General features: G+C 68.7%; 20 protein-coding genes. 2 read left to right on the forward strand and 18 right to left on the reverse strand.

Annotated elements, in window-relative coordinates:
* Positions 1 to 29 precede the first annotated feature (29 nt).
* Complete coding sequence (locus J5V16_RS22375) at positions 30 to 686, reverse strand: copper resistance CopC family protein (RefSeq protein WP_208499243.1); 657 nt, start codon at positions 684 to 686, stop codon at positions 30 to 32.
* A gap of 180 nt (positions 687 to 866) precedes the next feature.
* Here J5V16_RS22375 and J5V16_RS22380 point away from each other — a divergent pair, with 180 nt between their 5' ends.
* Entirely contained in the window at positions 867 to 1,859 is a 993-nt protein-coding gene (locus J5V16_RS22380; protein ID WP_208499245.1) for a Gfo/Idh/MocA family protein, read from the forward strand.
* Positions 1,860 to 1,885: 26 nt separating this feature from the next.
* Here J5V16_RS22380 and J5V16_RS22385 read toward each other — a convergent pair whose 3' ends face one another.
* Positions 1,886 to 2,767 carry a translation elongation factor Ts gene (locus J5V16_RS22385; protein WP_208499247.1) on the reverse strand — a complete coding sequence of 294 codons (882 nt, stop codon included), beginning with the start codon at positions 2,765 to 2,767 and terminating at the stop codon, positions 1,886 to 1,888.
* A gap of 111 nt (positions 2,768 to 2,878) precedes the next feature.
* Between J5V16_RS22385 and J5V16_RS22390 the strand changes: the two genes are divergently transcribed.
* Positions 2,879 to 4,078: a hypothetical protein gene (locus tag J5V16_RS22390; protein ID WP_208499249.1), complete on the forward strand. Its 1,200-nt coding sequence runs from the start codon at positions 2,879 to 2,881 to the stop codon at positions 4,076 to 4,078.
* Here J5V16_RS22390 and J5V16_RS22395 read toward each other — a convergent pair.
* The 16 genes from J5V16_RS22395 to J5V16_RS22470 form a co-directional block, all read right to left on the reverse strand.
* Positions 4,075 to 4,911, reverse strand: coding sequence for a hypothetical protein (locus J5V16_RS22395; RefSeq protein ID WP_208499251.1), 837 nt, complete (start codon positions 4,909 to 4,911; stop codon positions 4,075 to 4,077). The genes J5V16_RS22390 and J5V16_RS22395 overlap by 4 nt on opposite strands.
* Before the next feature lie 3 nt (positions 4,912 to 4,914).
* Complete coding sequence (locus tag J5V16_RS22400; protein ID WP_208499253.1) at positions 4,915 to 5,865, reverse strand: hypothetical protein; 951 nt, start codon at positions 5,863 to 5,865, stop codon at positions 4,915 to 4,917.
* 9 nt (positions 5,866 to 5,874) lie between these two features.
* Positions 5,875 to 6,243: a hypothetical protein gene (locus J5V16_RS22405; protein ID WP_208499255.1), complete on the reverse strand. Its 369-nt coding sequence runs from the start codon at positions 6,241 to 6,243 to the stop codon at positions 5,875 to 5,877.
* A gap of 38 nt (positions 6,244 to 6,281) precedes the next feature.
* Entirely contained in the window at positions 6,282 to 6,653 is a 372-nt protein-coding gene (locus tag J5V16_RS22410; protein WP_208499257.1) for a YbaB/EbfC family nucleoid-associated protein, read from the reverse strand.
* The gene (locus tag J5V16_RS22415) at positions 6,650 to 6,952 is read right to left on the reverse strand and encodes a YbaB/EbfC family nucleoid-associated protein (protein WP_208499259.1); all 303 of its coding nucleotides are present in this window, start codon (positions 6,950 to 6,952) and stop codon (positions 6,650 to 6,652) included. The genes J5V16_RS22410 and J5V16_RS22415 overlap by 4 nt, the downstream gene beginning before the upstream one ends.
* A 134-nt stretch (positions 6,953 to 7,086) precedes the next feature.
* Positions 7,087 to 7,920, reverse strand: coding sequence for a hypothetical protein (locus J5V16_RS22420; RefSeq protein WP_208499261.1), 834 nt, complete (start codon positions 7,918 to 7,920; stop codon positions 7,087 to 7,089).
* The gene (locus J5V16_RS22425) at positions 7,917 to 8,927 is read right to left on the reverse strand and encodes a hypothetical protein (RefSeq protein ID WP_208499263.1); all 1,011 of its coding nucleotides are present in this window, start codon (positions 8,925 to 8,927) and stop codon (positions 7,917 to 7,919) included. The genes J5V16_RS22420 and J5V16_RS22425 overlap by 4 nt, the downstream gene beginning before the upstream one ends.
* 13 nt (positions 8,928 to 8,940) lie before the next feature.
* The gene (locus J5V16_RS22430) at positions 8,941 to 9,312 is read right to left on the reverse strand and encodes a hypothetical protein (RefSeq protein ID WP_208499269.1); all 372 of its coding nucleotides are present in this window, start codon (positions 9,310 to 9,312) and stop codon (positions 8,941 to 8,943) included.
* 113 nt (positions 9,313 to 9,425) lie between these two features.
* Positions 9,426 to 10,076, reverse strand: a complete 651-nt coding sequence (locus tag J5V16_RS22435; protein WP_208499271.1) for a hypothetical protein — start codon at positions 10,074 to 10,076, stop codon at positions 9,426 to 9,428.
* Between the two features lie 76 nt (positions 10,077 to 10,152).
* Entirely contained in the window at positions 10,153 to 11,892 is a 1,740-nt protein-coding gene (locus J5V16_RS22440) for a hypothetical protein (protein WP_208499273.1), read from the reverse strand.
* Positions 11,885 to 12,631, reverse strand: coding sequence for a hypothetical protein (locus tag J5V16_RS22445; protein ID WP_208499275.1), 747 nt, complete (start codon positions 12,629 to 12,631; stop codon positions 11,885 to 11,887). The genes J5V16_RS22440 and J5V16_RS22445 overlap by 8 nt, the downstream gene beginning before the upstream one ends.
* Positions 12,632 to 12,688: 57 nt before the next feature.
* Positions 12,689 to 13,129 carry a hypothetical protein gene (locus tag J5V16_RS22450; protein ID WP_208499277.1) on the reverse strand — a complete coding sequence of 147 codons (441 nt, stop codon included), beginning with the start codon at positions 13,127 to 13,129 and terminating at the stop codon, positions 12,689 to 12,691.
* Positions 13,130 to 13,356: 227 nt separating this feature from the next.
* Positions 13,357 to 13,695, reverse strand: a complete 339-nt coding sequence (locus tag J5V16_RS22455) for a hypothetical protein (protein WP_208499278.1) — start codon at positions 13,693 to 13,695, stop codon at positions 13,357 to 13,359.
* Positions 13,696 to 13,710: 15 nt separating this feature from the next.
* Positions 13,711 to 15,279 carry a WXG100 family type VII secretion target gene (locus tag J5V16_RS22460; protein ID WP_208499280.1) on the reverse strand — a complete coding sequence of 523 codons (1,569 nt, stop codon included), beginning with the start codon at positions 15,277 to 15,279 and terminating at the stop codon, positions 13,711 to 13,713.
* Between the two features lie 88 nt (positions 15,280 to 15,367).
* Positions 15,368 to 16,711, reverse strand: coding sequence for a hypothetical protein (locus J5V16_RS22465; protein WP_208499282.1), 1,344 nt, complete (start codon positions 16,709 to 16,711; stop codon positions 15,368 to 15,370).
* The gene (locus J5V16_RS22470) at positions 16,708 to 17,679 is read right to left on the reverse strand and encodes a hypothetical protein (protein ID WP_208499284.1); all 972 of its coding nucleotides are present in this window, start codon (positions 17,677 to 17,679) and stop codon (positions 16,708 to 16,710) included. The genes J5V16_RS22465 and J5V16_RS22470 overlap by 4 nt, the downstream gene beginning before the upstream one ends.
* Positions 17,680 to 17,683: the final 4 nt, after the last annotated feature.

Here is a 17,683-nt window from a genome sequence, read left to right on the forward strand (position 1 = left end):
CACATTCGCGCCCGGAGGCAGGGCGCGCCTCAGGCGGAGCCTTCCCCGTCCTCGGTCTTCTCCTTGCGGCCCAAGGTCTTCACGAGCACCACGCCGCCGACCACGACCACGAGGAGGCCGAGCAGGATCGCGGCCAGCGCCGCGCCCGTGTTCGAGTCCTCCTCGTCCTCGCTGCTGAGGCCGCCGGTGGCCCGGCTGGTCTCCTCCTGCGTCGCGGGCTCGGTGGCCGCGCCGTCGGTCGTCGCGGCGACAGTCGGCTCCGCGCCCGGCGCGTACAGGCCCTCGGGGATCGACTCGACGGTGAAGGTGATCGCGTCGTCGACGCGGTGGCCGTCCTCGGAGATCACGCGGAACGCCACCGTGTACTCGCCGGGGGTGGTGTAGAGCATCGGCTGGGTGAACGTGTCGCCGTCGAAGGTCGGGTCGGCGACGTCGACGACGGCGCCGGTCGGGTCGGTCACGGCGATCTCGGTCGACGGCCCGTCCAGCAGCTCGGAGAAGGTGGCCGTGACCTCGGCGGGGGCTTCGGCGACGGTGGCGCCGTCCTCGGGGTCGGTGCCGGTGAGCGCCGCGTGCGCCGAGGCCGGCGCGGCGGGGCCGAGCGTCAGGACGCCGCCCGCGGCGGCGGCCAGTGCGAGCGCGGCGGCGCGCCGCAGGGGCTGTCGTTGAGAAGCACGGAGAGACATTTCGCCATAGTGCCACGGCGGCCCCGGTTCCCCGTTGCGGGAAAGGTCACATCAATCACCAGGTCACAGGAGGGACGTGACCAACAGTGATCCCCGTTCGGGAATATGGCCCGGTTGGCGGAGATAGTACCGCTGACCCTCGTGTTGACGATCGCGAGAAGTTGTGGTGTGCTTACGTCCATGGTTGAACCGATCCGATGGGGAATCCTGGCGACCGGTGGAATCGCATCGACCTTTGTGGAAGATCTTGCCCTCCTCGACGATTGCCGCGTCACCGCTGTGGCCTCTCGATCGGCGGAGCGCGCCGCCGCGTTCGCCAAGAAGCACGACATCCCTCAGGCCTGGGAGTCCGTCCAGGCCCTCGCGGCGGACGACGAAGTCGACATCGTCTACGTCGCCACCCCGCACTCCCATCACTACCTGCCCACCCTGCAGCTCCTCGAGGCCGGCAAGCACGTCCTGTGCGAGAAGGCCTTCGCGTACAACGCCTCCCAGGCCCGCACGATGTTCGATGTCGCCCGCGAGCACCAGCGGTTCCTCATGGAGGCCATGTGGACCCGCTGCAACCCGGCCATCCGCGAGATGCGCCGGGCCATCAAAGAGGGCATGATCGGCGAGGTCGTGTCGGTGCACGGCAACTTCTCGTTCGCCGCCGAGATGCCGCCGAGCCACCGGCTCCGCAACATCGAACTGGCCGGGGGCGCCCTCCTCGACCTCGGCGTCTACCCGATCACGTTGGCGCACTTGGTGCTCGGCAAGCCCGACTCGATCCAGGCGCACAGCGTCATGGACTCGACCGGGGTGGACGCGCAGACCGCGCTCACCCTCCGGTACCCGAACGCGATCGCGCAGCTCTCCTGCTCCTACCGGGGCGGACCCGCGAACGAGGTCACGATCTCGGGGACCGAGGGCCGCATCGAACTGCGCGAATACGCCTACCGGCCCAGCGGGTACACGCTCGTGCGGTACGACGAGGCGCCCCGGGAATTCGAGGCGCCTTACGTCGGCCACGGCTACGTCCACGAAGCGCTCGAAGTGCACCGGGCGCTGCGCCAGGGCCGGCTCGAGTCGACCCTCGTGCCGCCGCAGAGCACCATCGAGGTCATGGAGATCATGGACGAGGCGCGCGCCCAGATCGGACTGCGCTACCCCGGCGAGACCCACCCCAAGTAACCGGCTTTCGAAGGCCCGCAGGCGGATCAGTACTCGATCTGCTTGCGGGCCGCTTCGCGCTTGGCCGCGATCGCGGCGTGCTTCTCGCGCAGCCAGGCCACGCGCGCCTCGGCGTTCTCGATGGTGGTCTGCTCGGCCTGCTCGACGAGCACGCCGCGGCGGGCGGCCTCGTCGCGGAAGACCTGGTCGAGGTTGGGCAGCAGGGCCATCACCGGCCCGGTGAAGAACCCGGTCTCGGCCTCCTTGGTGCGGATCCAGCCCTTGTACTCGATCTCGCAGACCACTTGGCGGCGACCGGCTTCGGGGTCGCGGATGGCGAGGTCGGCGACCATAGCCCAGATGGTGAAGATCGCGGAGGTGGCCTTCTCGGAGACCCAGCCGCGGCCGGGCACGAGCGGGAGCAGGTTCTCGATGCTCTCGGTGAACGAGTCGGTGGAGAGCTTCTGGATGATGCCGTCCAGGGAGCGGGTGCGGATGGCCTTCACCTTGTGCCACTTCGCGGTCGAGCCGTCGAAGCCGACCTCTTCGGGGCCGATGTCGATGGTGCCGAAGTTGTCGAGCAGGCCCAGGAGCATGCCGGTGCCGAGGGGCGGCTTGTTGCCCGAGGTGATGAGCTTGCCGAGGCTCCACTGCCATTCCTCCTGCACCGGGGAGGCCGGCAGCGGCAGGCGCTTGAGCAGTTCTTCGAGGTCGCCCTCTTTGAACGCGGTCTTCGCGTCGCTCGCGAAATTGACGGCGCCGTCGCGCTTCTCGACGACGAAACCAGTAGTGGCGTCCACTTTGCTCTTCGCGAGGCCGACGGCGGCGTCGCGCTTCTCCTTCGCGGCGTCCACGCCGACGTCGACGACCATCTTGCCCGCTTCCTGCGCGCGCTGCTTCATCTGCTCGAGGCGGTCCTTCATACCCATGCGAGCAAGATACAGGTCTCGGGCAATCGCCCGGTCACCCAGCGCATGGCCACCGGTCCCGTCCCGGGTTCGATACCGTGAGGGCCGATCACCCCACCCGAGAGGACCGCGATGCCCCCCGCCCGCGACGACCTGCCGCGCTCCCGCCGCCCCGGCCCCGGCTCGTACGGCTCCCGCGAGACCGCCCTGGCCGAGCCACGGCCGCTGCGCCTGCGCGACAACGGGATGCGCGTGCTCAACGACCGGATCTCGGCGCAGGTCCGCCCCGCCGCCTCCCGCAGCGAACCCGGGCTGCCGAACCGCAAGCCCGTGCGGGCCTTCCAGGACCCGGAGCTCGCGCCCGGCCCCGGCGAAGGCGTCCTCTCGGTCCTCGTCGAGAGCACCGACCTCGCGCCCGTGATCGCCGTCGACGGCATCCCGGTCGCGGTCGGCAACGGCCAGCTCGACCTGGTCCTCCTGACCGGGCCGCACACGGTCGAAGCGCAGAGCACGTCCACCCTCGACCCGGTCGCGGTCGCCGTCGCCGACGGCGGACGCCACCGCCTGCAGTACTTCGAGCACTGGCCCGCCGGCCACCGCGTCCTCGGCGACCTGCCCGAGACGCACGAATTCATCCCCACCAACGCCGGGTGCTGGTCCTGGCTGGCGATGACCTCCACGATCTGCTGCCTGCCGATGAGCGCGGCCATGACCCTCTTCCCTTCCGAGGACTGGCACTGGATCTCGGGGATCATCCTCGGCGCGCTCGCGGTCGTCCTCATCGCCACCGGTATCCCCCTGTGGCGCAAGGCCAAAGCCAAATACCAGCGCGACATCACCGCGCAGCGCCAGAGCCTCGCCCGCGAACCCGTCCCCCACGGCCCGGACGCGGTCTTCCTGGGCGACAACCCGACCGCTCCCCCGCCGCTCCCGATCGGCGCGGCCGCCATCGACCTGCACCTCGCCTGCGGCAGGCACCTGTGGGCGGGCGGCCGCACAGCCGCGCACGGTTCCTTCCTCGCCCGCGCCTGGACGCCGGCGCCGCGCGTCCGCATCGACGGCGTCGAGCAGCCCGCCTCCTGGGGCCACTGGCGCTACCACGTTCCCCCTGGCGCGCATCAGATCACGGTCGTCACCGACGGCCGCCCCGCGAACCTCGACATCGCCGCCCGCCACACCGGCCGCCCCGGCAAGCAGCGCGAGCTCAACGTCGAAACCCAAGCGGGCCAGACGATCACGCTCACGGCCGAAGCGCACGTGTACGCCGTCTGGCGCCCGGCCACCGGCGAGATCGAGTCGTTCGAACCCCGCCTCTGGCTGGAGAGCGCCTAACCGTTCAGCGCCGCCGCGAAGCGGCGCTGCAGGTCGGCGAGCTTGTGGGTGTACAGGTGCTCCTTCTGGCGCTTGGAGTCCGCGCCTTCGACGAGCATCGGCGTGGCGTACACGAACATGCCGCCGCGCCACATCCACACGACCCGGCGCATGTTCGGCTCGGCCTTCGCGGCCTCGGCCGCGGCTTGGGCGGTCGCGATGTCCTTGGCCCACACGGTGACGTGCACCGACGTGTCGAGGAACTCGTTGACCTTCCCGGCGATGGCGCGCCCGATGAAGCTCTTGGTGAACCGGCCGCCCTCCTTGATGGCGGGCTTGTCCGCCGCGTACGCCGCGGCCTTCGCCAACCCGCGCGGGTCGCACCAGGCCACCTCGTCGGGCACTTCGCCGCGGCTGGAACGGTAGTCGCACACCAGATCCGGCGCCTGCACCGCGGCCGGCATGACCCAGATCCGGTACGGGATGACCTTCCCGTCCTCGTCGGCGTCGCACACGCACAGGTTCTCGAACCGGACGCCGCCGCTCTCGCCGCGCACGAGGCTCCGCACCCGCTGCATCGGCAGCCCGAGCGCCCGCAGCCGCTCCAGCAGCGGACCCCACTGCGGCAGCGCGAACGCCTCGGCGTCGCTCTTCACGTCCGCGTACTCGAGGCCGTTGAGCCGCGAATGCGACTTCCACAGCCGCGCCGCGCCGTCGACCTCGTCGATCTTCGTGGAGGGCCGGTCGAGGGTGGCGTCCCCGAAGACCATGTCCGTCACGTAGACGAAGTTCTCCAGCTTGTGCCAGCGGCGTTCGTCCCCTCCGCCGCCGGCCCACTCGCCGGTGCCCGACACGCGCTACCCGATCTGGATCTTCGGGACGTTGATCATCTGCTCGAGGAAGGGCAGGAACACGTTGAAGATGTCCCACACCAGGTCGAGGGTCTGACCGAGGTTCTGCACGAACTGGACGGCGGCGTTGATCGCCTGGATCGCGTCGAGCACGAGGCCCATGATCTGGGCGATCGTCATCGCGATGCACAGCGGGATCATCGCGCCGAACGTCGCGGTCGCGGCGGCGACCTGCGGCACGATCGTCTTGATGATCCAGGCGACGCCCTTCGCGATCAGCTTCTCGACCTGCTCGCGCAGCGCCCGGGCGACGCCGGCCATCATGTTGAGCACCTGCTGCATGCCCAGCGCCAGGAAGCCCATCGCGTCCATCATCAGGCCGAGCTCCATGACGCGGGTGCGCGCGACGTCGCCGTCGTCGCCCATCCAGCTCGCGAGCTCGCCCTCGACCGTGGTGTTCATGTAGTCGGCGATCGGCGGCATCGAGTTGCCGACCTCCTGCCACATCTGGCCGGACTCCTGCATGCGGGTCTCGTTGCCGGTCACCAGGCCGAGGAGGTCCTCGAGCGGCTGGAACGTCTCGATCAGGAAGCTGACGATGGTGCCCGCGAGCCACGCGACCGGGTCGATGCCGACCACTTTGCCCGCGGCGGCGGTCAGCTGCGTGTAGCCGTCCTTGTTCGCCGCGAGCTTGCCCTTGAACTGGGAGAGCGAGCCGCTCACGCCGTTCCAGTTGATCGACTGGAGGTCGTTCTTGAGCATGGTGCCACCCGCTTTGAGGGTGTCCTTGTTCTTGTACGCCTCGTAGCCGGCCTTGATCGGCCCGTTGAGTTTGAAGCCCTGCTGCCCCCACCCCTGCTGGTCGAGGGTGCTCAGCGCGCCCTGCCCGACGTCGGCGCTCCACGTGTCCTGGTGGCCGGGGGAATTGGAGAAGTCGTTCATGCCGTGATCGCTCATGGGGCTTCCTTACTTCTGGACCATGGGGTCGTTTTGGGTGTCCTTGGAGTACTCGTTGACGGCGCCGGCGATGCCGGTGGCGATCTTCGCGAACTCCTCGCTCATCATCGTGTCGACGTCCTCCCAGGACGCCCCGGAGTCCTCGAGGCGGGTGGCGACGCCGTCGATGCCCTGGCTCGCCTTGCTGAGCAGGTCGCGCCAGCCGTCGGCGAGCGGGAAGTAGAGCATCGACATCGGGATGCCGGCCAGGCCCCACATCCACGGGTCGGGGTCGGCCTCGGTGGAGTACTCGGAGGCCTTGTCGGCGTAGGACATCGCCTCGCGCAGCTTGGTCGCGGCGGCGCGCAGCTGCTCGGGCTCGATTTCTTTCGCGGGCATTGGTGCCCCTTCCAGGGGGTAGCGGTGGATCGGGTGGGTCAGCGCGGACGTTCGGGGGCGATGCGGTCCAGGAGGTCGCCGAAACCGGTGTTGCCGAGGAACTGCCGGGCGATCTCGGCGGCCTTCTCGGCGTGCGCGACCCGCGCCTGGTCGACCAGGGCGATGATCGTCGGGGCGATCGACTGGCGGCGGCGCATCGCGTACTCGTCGATCTTGATCTTGTCGATGCGGCCGTTGCCGTCGAGCTTGACCGAGATGAGGCCGTCCTCGGAGAACACCTCGATGTCCGCGGCGTTGATCTGCTCCTGCATGCCCTCGTACTGGCGCAGGGTCTCCTCGGCCTGGCGCTGCATCGCCTCGAGCCGCGCCATCATCTCGTGCGGGTCGGGACGCTGGGGCCGGTCGCTCATCGGCTCCCCTCCTCTTCGGTGAAGGCGCCGAGCGAGCCCATGGCCGCCTGGATCGCCGACGTCAACTGGGCGTCGAGCTGGTCTTCGGCGGTGCGGAGGGTGGAGACGATGAGCTCGCCGAGCTCCACGCCGCTCAGCTCGAACGCGCTCAAGCGCAGGTCGAGCTCCTCGATCCGGCCGCCGGCCTTGGCCACGATGCGGACCTCGCCGTTCTCGCTGACGGCCTCACCACGGGCTTCGGCGGCCATCCGCTCGATCTCCCTAGTGCGGGCCTGCATTGCTTCACCGCTGTCGGACATCGGCTCCCCTTTCCTTCCGCGCGGCGCTCAGGTTCGTGCACGCGGTCCTCCTGCGATGCTATAGCGCACTGGCCAGTCCCCCCAAAGTGCGCCCCACCTGGGGTTGCGCGCCCGCCCGCGAAAGCGGACCCGTCCTACTCCCCCGGCGCGGGAGCCCCGGGCGGGTCGACGAGGAACCTGATGTGCGGCAGCGCGTCAAGGAACTTGGGGGTCTCATCCGGTGCGCCGAGCGCCCTGATGTGCTCCTCCTCGAACATCACCAGCCATGATCCGCGGACCATCCAGTCCCGCTTGAACACCAGCGGCTCGTACGGCCGCGCGGCCACTTGGGCCGCATAGGCTTCCGAGGCGGTGTGGACATGCGGCGGGTAGGTGAGGAAGTCATCGACGAACTTCCGCGCCTCCCGGATCCCCGGAACCTTGCCGAGCACGCTCGGTTTCAGCTTCGACGGCGGTTTGGGACCGTCGACCTTCTTGTACTCGCCGAGCCTCGGATACAAGTGTGCTCTCTGCTCAGGATAGGAGTTGAGGCGAAGATCGAAGGTCAGGTCCGGGTAGGGGCGCGACAGCGGCGTGCAGACGAACCGGAACGTTTCGAGCCCTCCGGTCGTGCGCATGGCGTACGCGGCGAAGCTCGTGAACGGCACCCCCTGCCATTCGGCCTCCAGGTAACCCGCGGCGCCCTGGACCGGGATGTGCAACTGCCGCATCGTCTCGAAGAACCAGGTCAGCCTCTGGTCCGCCAGCACCTCCGCGACCGGCAGCTCCTTGCGGTACGGCAGATCGCGCTTGCGGGCGAACTTGCCCCACCGCTTGACCCCGTTCGCCGCGACGTCGTGGACACTGATGCGGACGGCCCCGTCATCGGCGTCGACGCTGGTGGCGCCGTCCGACATGGCGGCGTCGACGATGTCCACCAGCGCCCGAGCCAGCGGATGCGACTTCCTCGGCTCTCCCGCTCCGGTCATATCGGCAAGCCCGGCTTCGGGACCTGGACGAGCTCGGCGACATACGGCTGGAAGATCGCGAACACGTCCTGGATGAGCGTGAGCAGGGCACCGAGCCCCTGGAACATCTGGATGGCGCCCTGGATCATCTGGATCGCGTCGAGCACGAGCCCGGCGATCTTCGCAACGGTCATCGCGATGCAGACGGGCGCAGCAGCACCGAGCGTCGCCGCCGACAGCGCGAGCTGCGGAGCGATGGTCTTGATGACCCACACGACGCCGTCCGCGATCTTCCCCTGCACGTAGGCGCGGAGCGCCTTGGCGAGCCCCGCCATCATGTGCAGCACCATCTCCATGCCGCCGGCGAGATGGCCCATGACGTCGACCATGAGGCCGAGCTCCATGACCCTCGCGCGCGCGGCCGAGCCGGCCTGGCCCTGCCACTGGGAGAGCTCACCGTCGACGACGGTGTTCATGTGGTCGGCGATCGGCGGCATGGCGTTGCCGACCTCCTGCCACATGTTGGCCGAGACGTTCATCCGGGCTTCGTTGCCGGTGACCACTCCGAGGAGGTCCTCAAGCGGCTGGAAGGTCTGCACGAGGAAGTCGACGATGGTCCCCGCCAACCACTTGAGCGGATCGATCCCGATCGCGCCCTTGGATTTGTGCAGGAAGCTCTCGTATTTGCCCTTCTGCCTCTCCGCTTCCAGGTCGACGTTGCGAGTCTTGTCGTTGATCGTGTTCCAGTCCAGCTTCAGATCCGCGTGGAGTCCTTTGGCGCGGTCCATGAAACTGCCCCGGCCCTCGCCTCCTCGCAGGTCGGACCGCATCTGGTCGATCCCGCCCTTGAAGGTCTCCCGGTTCTCGAAGACCGAGGTCGCCATCTTGAAGGGGCTGTTGACAAGGCGCTGGTGGTCGAGCACGTTGAGTGCGGCGTTGCCGGGATCGGCGACGTTCCCGTTCGAGTCGACACCGAACTCGCCTTGCTGCGGCGAATCGGAGAAGTCCTGCATACCGTGATCGCTCATTGGTTCGTCGCCCTCAGGTGGTGGTGATCATCGGGGGGTTCTGGGTGGAATCCTTGTAGTCGTTGTACGCACCGGAAAGGTCGGTGAGCAGGGACCCGAACTCCTCGCCGACGACCGAGTCGATCTCGACGTAGCCGTTGCAGCTGTCTTCGAGACGCTGACTCAAGCCCTCTATGGCTTGGCCCGTCTCGGCGAGCAGGTCCCGCCAGCCATCAGCCAGCGCGAAGTAGATCGGGGCCGTGACGACGCCGGGCAGGCCCCACATCCACCATTCCGGGTCGGCTTCGGTCGAGTACTGCGACGCCATGTCGGCGTACGAGACGGCTTCGCGCAGCTTGGACGCCGCCGCGGTCAGGTCATCGGGATTCACGTCGATTGACGGCATGGGTGGGGACCTCCATGAATTGCGTGGGATGCAGCAATGCTACTAAGCGTGGGCAATCGGCACGGTCCCGTAGATAACCAGACGCAATATCATCAGATCGAGCCGCGATGCCGTTAGCGGTAGCGGCGCAAGTCGACCCCCGACCCGTCGGCGAACGTGATCCGGCGGTAAACCCCGGCCGGTTTGAACCTGCGCAGGATCCTGGTGCGGCGCAGGCGGTCGACGTCTCCTTCGAACTCGTAGTGCGTATCGCGCACTTCGAGAACCGTCCGAACCGGCACCGGGCGGGCGAACTCGCTCGGCTTCCCCGACCCGCTCAGGAACTTCCCGTAAATGCGCCCCTCGACCACCACGAATGCGAGCCGCCGGTCGGTGAACACCCACAGGCCGCGCTCCCGTAGCTTCGGCGTCACCATGCGGCCCATGACCGACTCGCGGCCCTGCCCGCGCAGGACCACGTTGGGACCCTTCAACTTCTTGCCGCCACCGCTCCCGCCATCCGCTCCGCTGAGCCCTTCGGCGATGAAGGAGAGCACGATCAGCAAGACCACCGACCCGACGATCCACGCCAGCGTGAGCCAAGCGATCTTCGCGGTCCGCCGCGCAACCTGCTCCAACGTCCAAGGCGGCTTCGGAATGCCTTCGAAGGAGGGCAACTTCCATTGCGGAATCCAGTCGACGAGCCGTTCCTCAGGCTCCAACCACTGCCGTTCGAGCGTGCCTTTGGAGTCGAGCTTGAGGTCGAAACGAGGGGCGCGGGGCATCGGGGTGCTCTCTCACTAGTGCCTTGAAACGACGATGCGGGACACCGAAACCGGTGCCCCGCAAAAGGATCATCGCCTACGCGTAGGGGTCTTCTTCTTCGTTGCCGATGCCCCAGACGTCGTCGTCCTCGGTCAGCCACGTGCCGGACTCCTGGCCGTCTTCGCCAGGTCCGCCCATGCCGCGGCCGCCACCGGCGCCGCCCATCATGCCGCCGGCCATGCCGCCGCGGCCCATGCCCTTCGGGCCACCGGCACCGCGACCGCCGGCACCACGGCCGCCACCGGCTCCAGCACCGGCGCCGCGGCCACCACCGGCGCCGCCCATCATGCCGCCCATGCCACCAGCGCCCATGCCCGCGCCAAGGCCGCCACCAGCACCGCCACCGAGACCGCCGCCCATGCCGCCACCAGCGCCACCGCCGAGACCGCCACCAAGGCCACCGCCTCCGCCGCCGAGGCCGCCGCCACCGGAGGCCAGACCACCGGACGGCTCGTCGAGGTCAGGGGTCGAGGGCTTCCACGGATCGGTGTCACCGGTTCCGGGCAGCGTGTAGTCCTTGTTGGGGTTGGGCTCGTACACGCCGTCTTCGCCCAGGCCGCTCGGGTCGAAGCTCCCAGGCGGGGGCGTGTCCATCCCGGGGTAGTCACCCGACGGCATGCCCCCGCTGGGCACGCCGCCACCGCCACCGCCCCCACCTCCGCCGCCACCGGGCGGCAGGTTGGCCTCGGTGTTCGAGGCGCTGGTGGGCTGCTTCGCGGTGGTCGGGTCGTCGTGGGTGGAGTAGGTCGTGTTCGCGTTGTACTCGCGACCGATGATGTCGTTGTTGATGTCCTCGGACGCCTGAACGTAGTCCGAGTTGACCTGGCTCATGACGTCTTCGTTCTCGAGCAGGTACTGGTCCCGCTTCTCGACGTAGAGCTCTTCCCAGTCGGTCGACTTGAGCGGGTACGCCATGGGGCTGCCACCCTGCTCGATGTACCGCATCACTTCTTCGTTGTACGCCTGGTTCGCGGCCTGCTGCTCGCGTGTGGCGTTCTCGATCTGGGTGTTGTACTCCTGCATGGTCCCCTGAGGGAAGCCGACCATCTGGAGCGCGTAGTCGGGGGTGATGTGGTTGCACTCCCCTTCGCTCCACCACGGGGGACGGCAGTGGGCGTAGTCGTCCTTGAAGAGGCCGACGAACCAGTTCTGCTCCCTGGTCCAGAGCTGCGGAGCGGGGAAGGGGAGGAAGCCCTCGGGACCGCCTTGGGCGGCCCAGATGCCTTCGGACTCGTCCTTCAGCATTTCGCTGATGGCCTGCGAACTGTCGACGACTTCTTGGGCAATCTTGGTCAGGTCTTCGATGTTCTTCTCGAGCGCGTCGAAGTCGTCGCCGGTCCATTCCTCGGCAAGTTGACCCGTGTAGGTCGTGAGCAGACCGGGAAGGTCGACCAGTACCTGGTTGACCTCCTTGTACCAGGTGTCGCCGAGAAAATCGATCGCGTGCTCTTCGATGCCGGCGGGACGGATCGACTGCATGATGCGATCGAGGTCCGACTGCTTGGGCATCGCGTGGGAGAGGTTGTTCTCCGGATAGAGCGTGCTGCCGTCGGCGTGCTGCCGCTTCGGAACGGCCGACATCAAGTTCTGCCAGGCCGTCTCGACCTCGACATTGTTCTTGAGCGGGCATCCGTCTTGACCGCAGGCGGAACTCGACGATTGGGTGTTGATGCTCTGGAGCGTCTGCGCGTCCCCGGAGTGGCCGGCGGTTTCGAGGGTGACGGGTTTGGTCTCTGCCTCGAAGGTGTCGTCGAATGTCGGTCCTCTGTCACCCACCGGTGATCACTCCCTCTTCTTCGAGGCGTGCCGTTACGGCACTCTGCACGCCCGGCAAAGCCGTGTCGATCAAGTAGTCCCTGGCTTCCTCGACCGTGAAGTCGGCCTGAGTGCCAGTGCCGCCAGCTACGAGTTCGCTGCCGGTTTCGAGTCCGATTCGAATCAGATATGAACCGTCCCGGACGAGGACGATGAAGGTGTCGCCGACGCCGTAGTCGCCGAGGAACAGGAGGCCTTCATCCCAGCCCGGGATTTCCTTTTCCGCCGCGTTGCCTTCGTAAAGTTCGCGGTAACCATCGGTGAGCTCGGCAAAGCGCGTCGCGGCGTCTTCCTCGGATCCCTCCGGGACCAGCGAGATGTCGACCAGACCGTCGGCGTTGCCCGCCCTGGAGTCAGGGTCCTCGGCCCAGGTCACATCGGTCGAGCACATGGCGTGGTCGGGAAGGACACCGCCGCCGGTCTTCTTGCTCAGCAATTCGTTGGCCGAGGCGGCGTTGAGGGATTCGACCATTGCGTTGAAGCTGTCACCGAGGACCTCGCAAGGGTCCCAGCCGGTGATCGCCGCATCGATAGCGGCAGCGTCACCCGATCCGCTTTCCGCCGCTGTCGATTCGGCGCCTTCGCTGTTGCCGCTGCCCGGAGGGGTGGCACCGTCATCGCCGCCTGATCCGCAGGCTCCGAGAATCAGCAAGGCCGTCAGCGAGACCGCAGCGGTACCGGTTGCATTGCGGATCTTCATTCAGCGCTCCTTGCAGTAGTCCGATGCTTGTGAGTTGCTTCTTCTACCATGACGCGCCTATCCGAGCGCGTTCGCGTAGTCGTCCGAGGTAGCACCCGTGTCGCCCCCGTCGCCGCCGCCGGTCGCCGAGGTGTTCCCGCCCGCCGCGGAACCCGCACTGCTCGAAGCGAACTCGTCGTACTGGGTCTTGAAGTCGTCGACGTTGTACTCCTCGGAGGTCTCCACACCTTCGAGCGCGGCGTTCAACGCCTGGATGATCCCGAACAGCGACTGGCGAAGCGCCTGAAGGTTCCCCCACGCCGTCTGGTGCGACGTCGCGTACGTCGCCGCGGCTTCCTTGCCCTCGGAGGTCGTTCCGAATGCCGGCGCCTTCTTCAGTGCCCCTTCCCTCATGGAAGAGATCGGGCCGCCCTCGGCCTCGAGGACGTCCTCGAGCCAATACAGGAGGAAGTCTCTGTACCGGGCTACCGCGTCAGGATCGAACTTGCGCTCTGCCATTGGGGGTCCTCCGGGGCCGGGGGTAACGGGTATCAGGTCAATTTCAGGTTAGCAAAGCCTCGCAACCCGTGCTTCCCCGTAAGTACGCCGCAAATCCCCTGTTCAGGACAGGCATGAATCACTGCTTCGGGGCCAAGGTGGAGGGGCGCGCGAAGGGTCGCCGCGCCGCCGCCGGGGGAGGCTGACGACTGCTAAACGACGCAGCTCCTGCCCTGATGCCCTGCAGGTCAGGCGTAGAGGTCGTCGCCTTCGGTCAGGCGGGCGATGTCGGTGGCGACCTGCTGGTCGACGGTGCCGCCGGTGTCGATGGCGGTTTGGAGGCCGGCGATGAGGCCGTGGAGGGTACCGCGGAGGTATTGGAGGTTGCGCCAGGTGGTGGCGTGGAAGTCGGCGTATTCGACGGCGGCGGTTTCGGTGGCGCCAGGGGCGGTGCCGAAGGCGGGGGCCTTCTTGAGGTCGCCGTCGCTGAGAGACGGGATGATCTCGTTCTCGAGCTCTTCGAGGAGTTCGGCGAGGAACTGCCGGTAGCGCTCGAGCGCGGCCGGGTCGAATGCGCGCGTGGGCATGGCGGGGATCCTTCTCTACGCGTAGGGGTCGTCGTCTTCGTTGACGTAGCCCCACATGTTCTCGTCCTCGACGAGGTCGACGTCGGGTTCGCGTTCCTTGTCGTCCGTGTTCATGCCGCGCCCGGCGCCGGCGCCGCCTCCGCCGCCCATCATCGTGGTCGAGGCGCGGGAGGCGGGCGCTGCAGCGGCGGCGCCCGCGGCTGCGGCGCCGACGGCGGCGCTGCCCATGCCGCTGCCCATGGAGGGAGCGGCACCGGTTGTGCCCGTGGCGGGTGCGGAGCCGAAGCCGCCGCCTCCGCCGCCGAACGCGCCGCCGGTGCCTGAGCCGCCGCTCGCGAGGCCACCGCTCGGTTCGTCCTCGTCGTCCGGAGCGGGTTCCTCGGGCGTCGGCTCAGGCTCGGGGGCCTCGCCCGCAGGCGGGTCGAGGGACGGGTCCTCGCTGGACATGGGCTGAGCAGTACCGGCGGGCTGCTCCATGGCCGGGGGCTCGAGGTTCATGTAGGCGGGGTCGGCGGAGGCCGGGTACTCCTTGTCGCTGCGCACGGTCCGCACGGAGCGGTCCTCGGCGTCGGTGTCCGTGCTCCGCTGCTGGATGTCCTCATTGGATTCGGCTTGGCGGGCGTCGTACGCGCCCCAGCTCTGGTCGACGAGGGTGCCGTAGTGGTCCATCGCGTCGGCGACGGCAAGTTCCTTGGCCTCTTCGACGGTGAGCCCCTTGGCGGGGTCGAGGCCGTCGCGCTCGATGTTGACCGGGCTGGCGTAGTATTCGATGTAGTGGAGGATGCGCTCGTCGATGTAGTCGATGATCTCGGTGGCGAGCTCGGGTTCGGCCCCGCCGAGGGCGAGCACGTGTTCGGCGTCCTGGCAGGTGTACTCGATGCAGTCGCCGTGCCACCAGGCGGGCCTGACATGCACGGACACCCAGCTGTGCCAGTCGCCGTCGATCCAGAACTGCGGTGCGGGGTAGGGGATCTCGCCGGAGTCGCCGCCCTGGATCGAGTACAGGGCCTCCTCAGTGGACTGGAGGTTGGCGACGGTGGCGTCCACGTCGTCGACGAGGTCCTCCACGAGCTCGCGCGTCTGCGCGCAGGCGGCCTCGAAGGCCTCGAAGTCGGCGCCGGACCAGCCTTCGGCGAGGCCGTTCAGGTTCGACCTGATCCGCTCGGACCAGTCGGCGAGCCGGCCGGAGACCTGGTCGGTCCAGGCGCCTCGCAGCCGTTCGAGGGAGTGCGCGTCGGCGCGCTCGGGCCGGACGGCGGCGACGGCGGCGCGGAAGTCGGCCTCGGTCGGGAAGGCCATCCCGGCTTCCTTGGGGCGCAGGCGGTACAGCTGGCCTTCGACGGGCACGGCTGAGACGAGCTGCTGCCAGTCGAGTTCGGCCGGGTGCTCGGTCGGGTTGCCGCAGTTGGGGTTCGAGCAGACGGGGCGGCCGGACGGGACGGGGAGGAGCGTCTCGGCCTCGCCGGGGGGCGGCGGAGGCGGCGGTGCGGCGCCGCCGACGGGGACGTCGCCGAACGCGGGTGCACTCAAAGCCGGGGCGGCAGGGTCGAGTCCCTCATAGGACCCGATCGAGTTGTCGCTCATCGATTCGCACCTCGCGGCGTCAGGGGTGACCGGTTGCGTTCACGGTAGCAACCGGACGCCGGGAATGGGAGCCTGCCGAACCCCGTGCTCACCGTTCGGGGGGAATGTCGTCTTTGGTCTCCCAGTGGCGGCCGGTGGCGGCGCGCCTCAGGCCGCCGCGCACATCGGCTTTCGGCGCCTCAGGCGCCTCCCGCTCGGACTGCGGGCCGAGCCGGTCGATGCGGCAGTGCCACTGGTGCAGCACGGGACGCAGCGGATCGGGCACCGCGGTCACCGTCACCACCAGGTCGATCAGGGCCGCTTCGCCGGCGGCGAGGTTGACGACCGCCGACGCGTGGTGCGGCCGGTGCTCACCGCCTTCGACCGGGAGCGGCGCGTCCGGCGTGCGCACCTCGAGCCGGTGCGACCCGGGCGGGACCTCGAACCACATGCGGGTCCAGCACGCCCCCACGGGCGCGCCGTCGAGCAGGATCTCAGGTGGAGGCATGGCGAAACGGTGCGCGATCGGCTCGACCTCGCCGACGGCGTCGAGCGCCTTCCGTTGCCCCGCATGGATGTGCCGCTGCCCCTCGGGCAATTGCAGCGCCAGCTCGCCAGAGGAGAGGTCGGCCTTGAGGAACCGCGCGTCGACGAGGATGCCGCCGGCCCCGGCTCCGAGTGCGGGCAACGGCCCGTCGCCGTCGAGGACGACGGCATCGCGGAGCGCGAGCGGCGCTTCGTGCCCGAGCCGGTTGCACCGCAGAAACGTCCAGAGCACCCGGACCCCCCACAGCGCGAAGCCCACCGCCACGAGGATCCACCAGGCGACCATCGCCGCCATGAGGGGAACGCCTACGGACGTGAGCGCCAGCGCGACCACGCCGGCCACGAGGCCGCCGATCAGTGTCGCCGCGAATCCGAGGCGCTGGCGGGCGTGCGCGGGCAGGTACTGGAAGTAGTTCAGCCGCCCGCGCGGGCCGATCGTGTATCCGCTGAGGTCGCGGAGTCGCTGGGGCACTTCGAGGTCGCCGTACGAGCGGTGGCTCTCGCCGAGCATGCCGACGTAGTCGATCTTCGTCGCCGCATCGCGTTTGACGTCGATCGCGCGCCATGCCCGCGAGTGCTGGCTCTGCACCTCCACGAGGTGCCGCCCTGCCGTGAGCGGCAGACGGAGGCGTCCCCAGCCGGTCGCGACCGGTTCGCCGTCGACGAGCACGACCGGCACGAGGCTCGACCGGAGGAAGCCGTCGCTGGCGACGGGGTCGCCGGACTTCTCGCGGTCGAGGGCGATCTGCAGCCGCTCGGCCGGGTCGGCGATGAGCCAGCGCCCGCCGCACCAGCCGACGCGGAGATCCAGGGTGCCGCCGTTCGCGACCGGCCTGCGCTCGCCGATCGGCGCGAGGCCCCAGCCTCGCCGCGGGGCCCGGAAGACGGGGCTGGCGGAGGCGATCACGACCAGTCCAGGTCTTCGGGGTTCTTCATCGACTCGGGGGCGTTGTCCTCCCACAGCCAGTTCAGCGCCGAGTCGGGGATGCCGAGGAGGGGGCCGCCGCCGTCGTAGCCGCCCGCCCAGCCGTCCTCTTCGCCCTTGTACGTGGGGAACACGGCGGAGAGCGCTTGCGTCGCATGGCTGGCGAAAGCCCCCCAGCTCTCCATGGCCCCGGTCGCGTGCCGCCCGCCGGAGGTCATGGTCGCGGCGTTCAGTCCGTAGACGAGGAGGCCTTCGACCATGTTGGTGAGCCCGGACCCGGCGATGTCGAGCGGGGAGACGGGGTTGCCCTTGACCTTCTGGAACGCGAACGTGAAGATCGACATCGCGCCGGTGATCGCCGCGCACCCGGTGGCGATCGAGATGAGCGTGGCCTCGAAGCTCTTCGCGGTCGCCAGCAGCGCCGCGGCGGTGACGTTGGCGCTCGCCATGATCGCGGGCGCGCCGATCGAGCTGACGACGCCCGCCAGCGCGGCCGCGTACGCGCCGAAGTAGACGACCATGATCGCGGTGGCCGCGGTGAGGAAGAGCCAGAAGACGGTGAGCATCACGGCGAACGCGAGGAGCTGCGCCCCGACGAGGTAGGCGTTGACGGCGAGCTGCGTGAGCTGGGCTTTGACGTCACTCGAGGCGGCTTTGAATGCCTCGGCGTCCTCGCCGGACCAGTTCCCGTCGTTGACCTTGTCGACTTCGGTCTGGAGCGCTTCGACCGCTTCGAGGTTCTTCTCGGCGAGGGCGATCCAGGCGCCGGCGCCTTTCATGATGTCACCGGGGTTGCACTGGTTGAGGTAGACGACGGTGGCGAGGGCCTGCGTGGAGAGGCCGAAGGCGATGGCAGGCATGGCGATGCCGATGGCGCAGCTCTTGATGACGGCGTTGTATTCGCCGGCCATCGCCTCCCCGGCTTCCATGATGCTCTCCCCCGTGGACACTGGA

Source organism: Glycomyces niveus, assembly GCF_017592475.1.
GTDB lineage: Bacteria > Actinomycetota > Actinomycetes > Mycobacteriales > Micromonosporaceae > Glycomyces > Glycomyces niveus.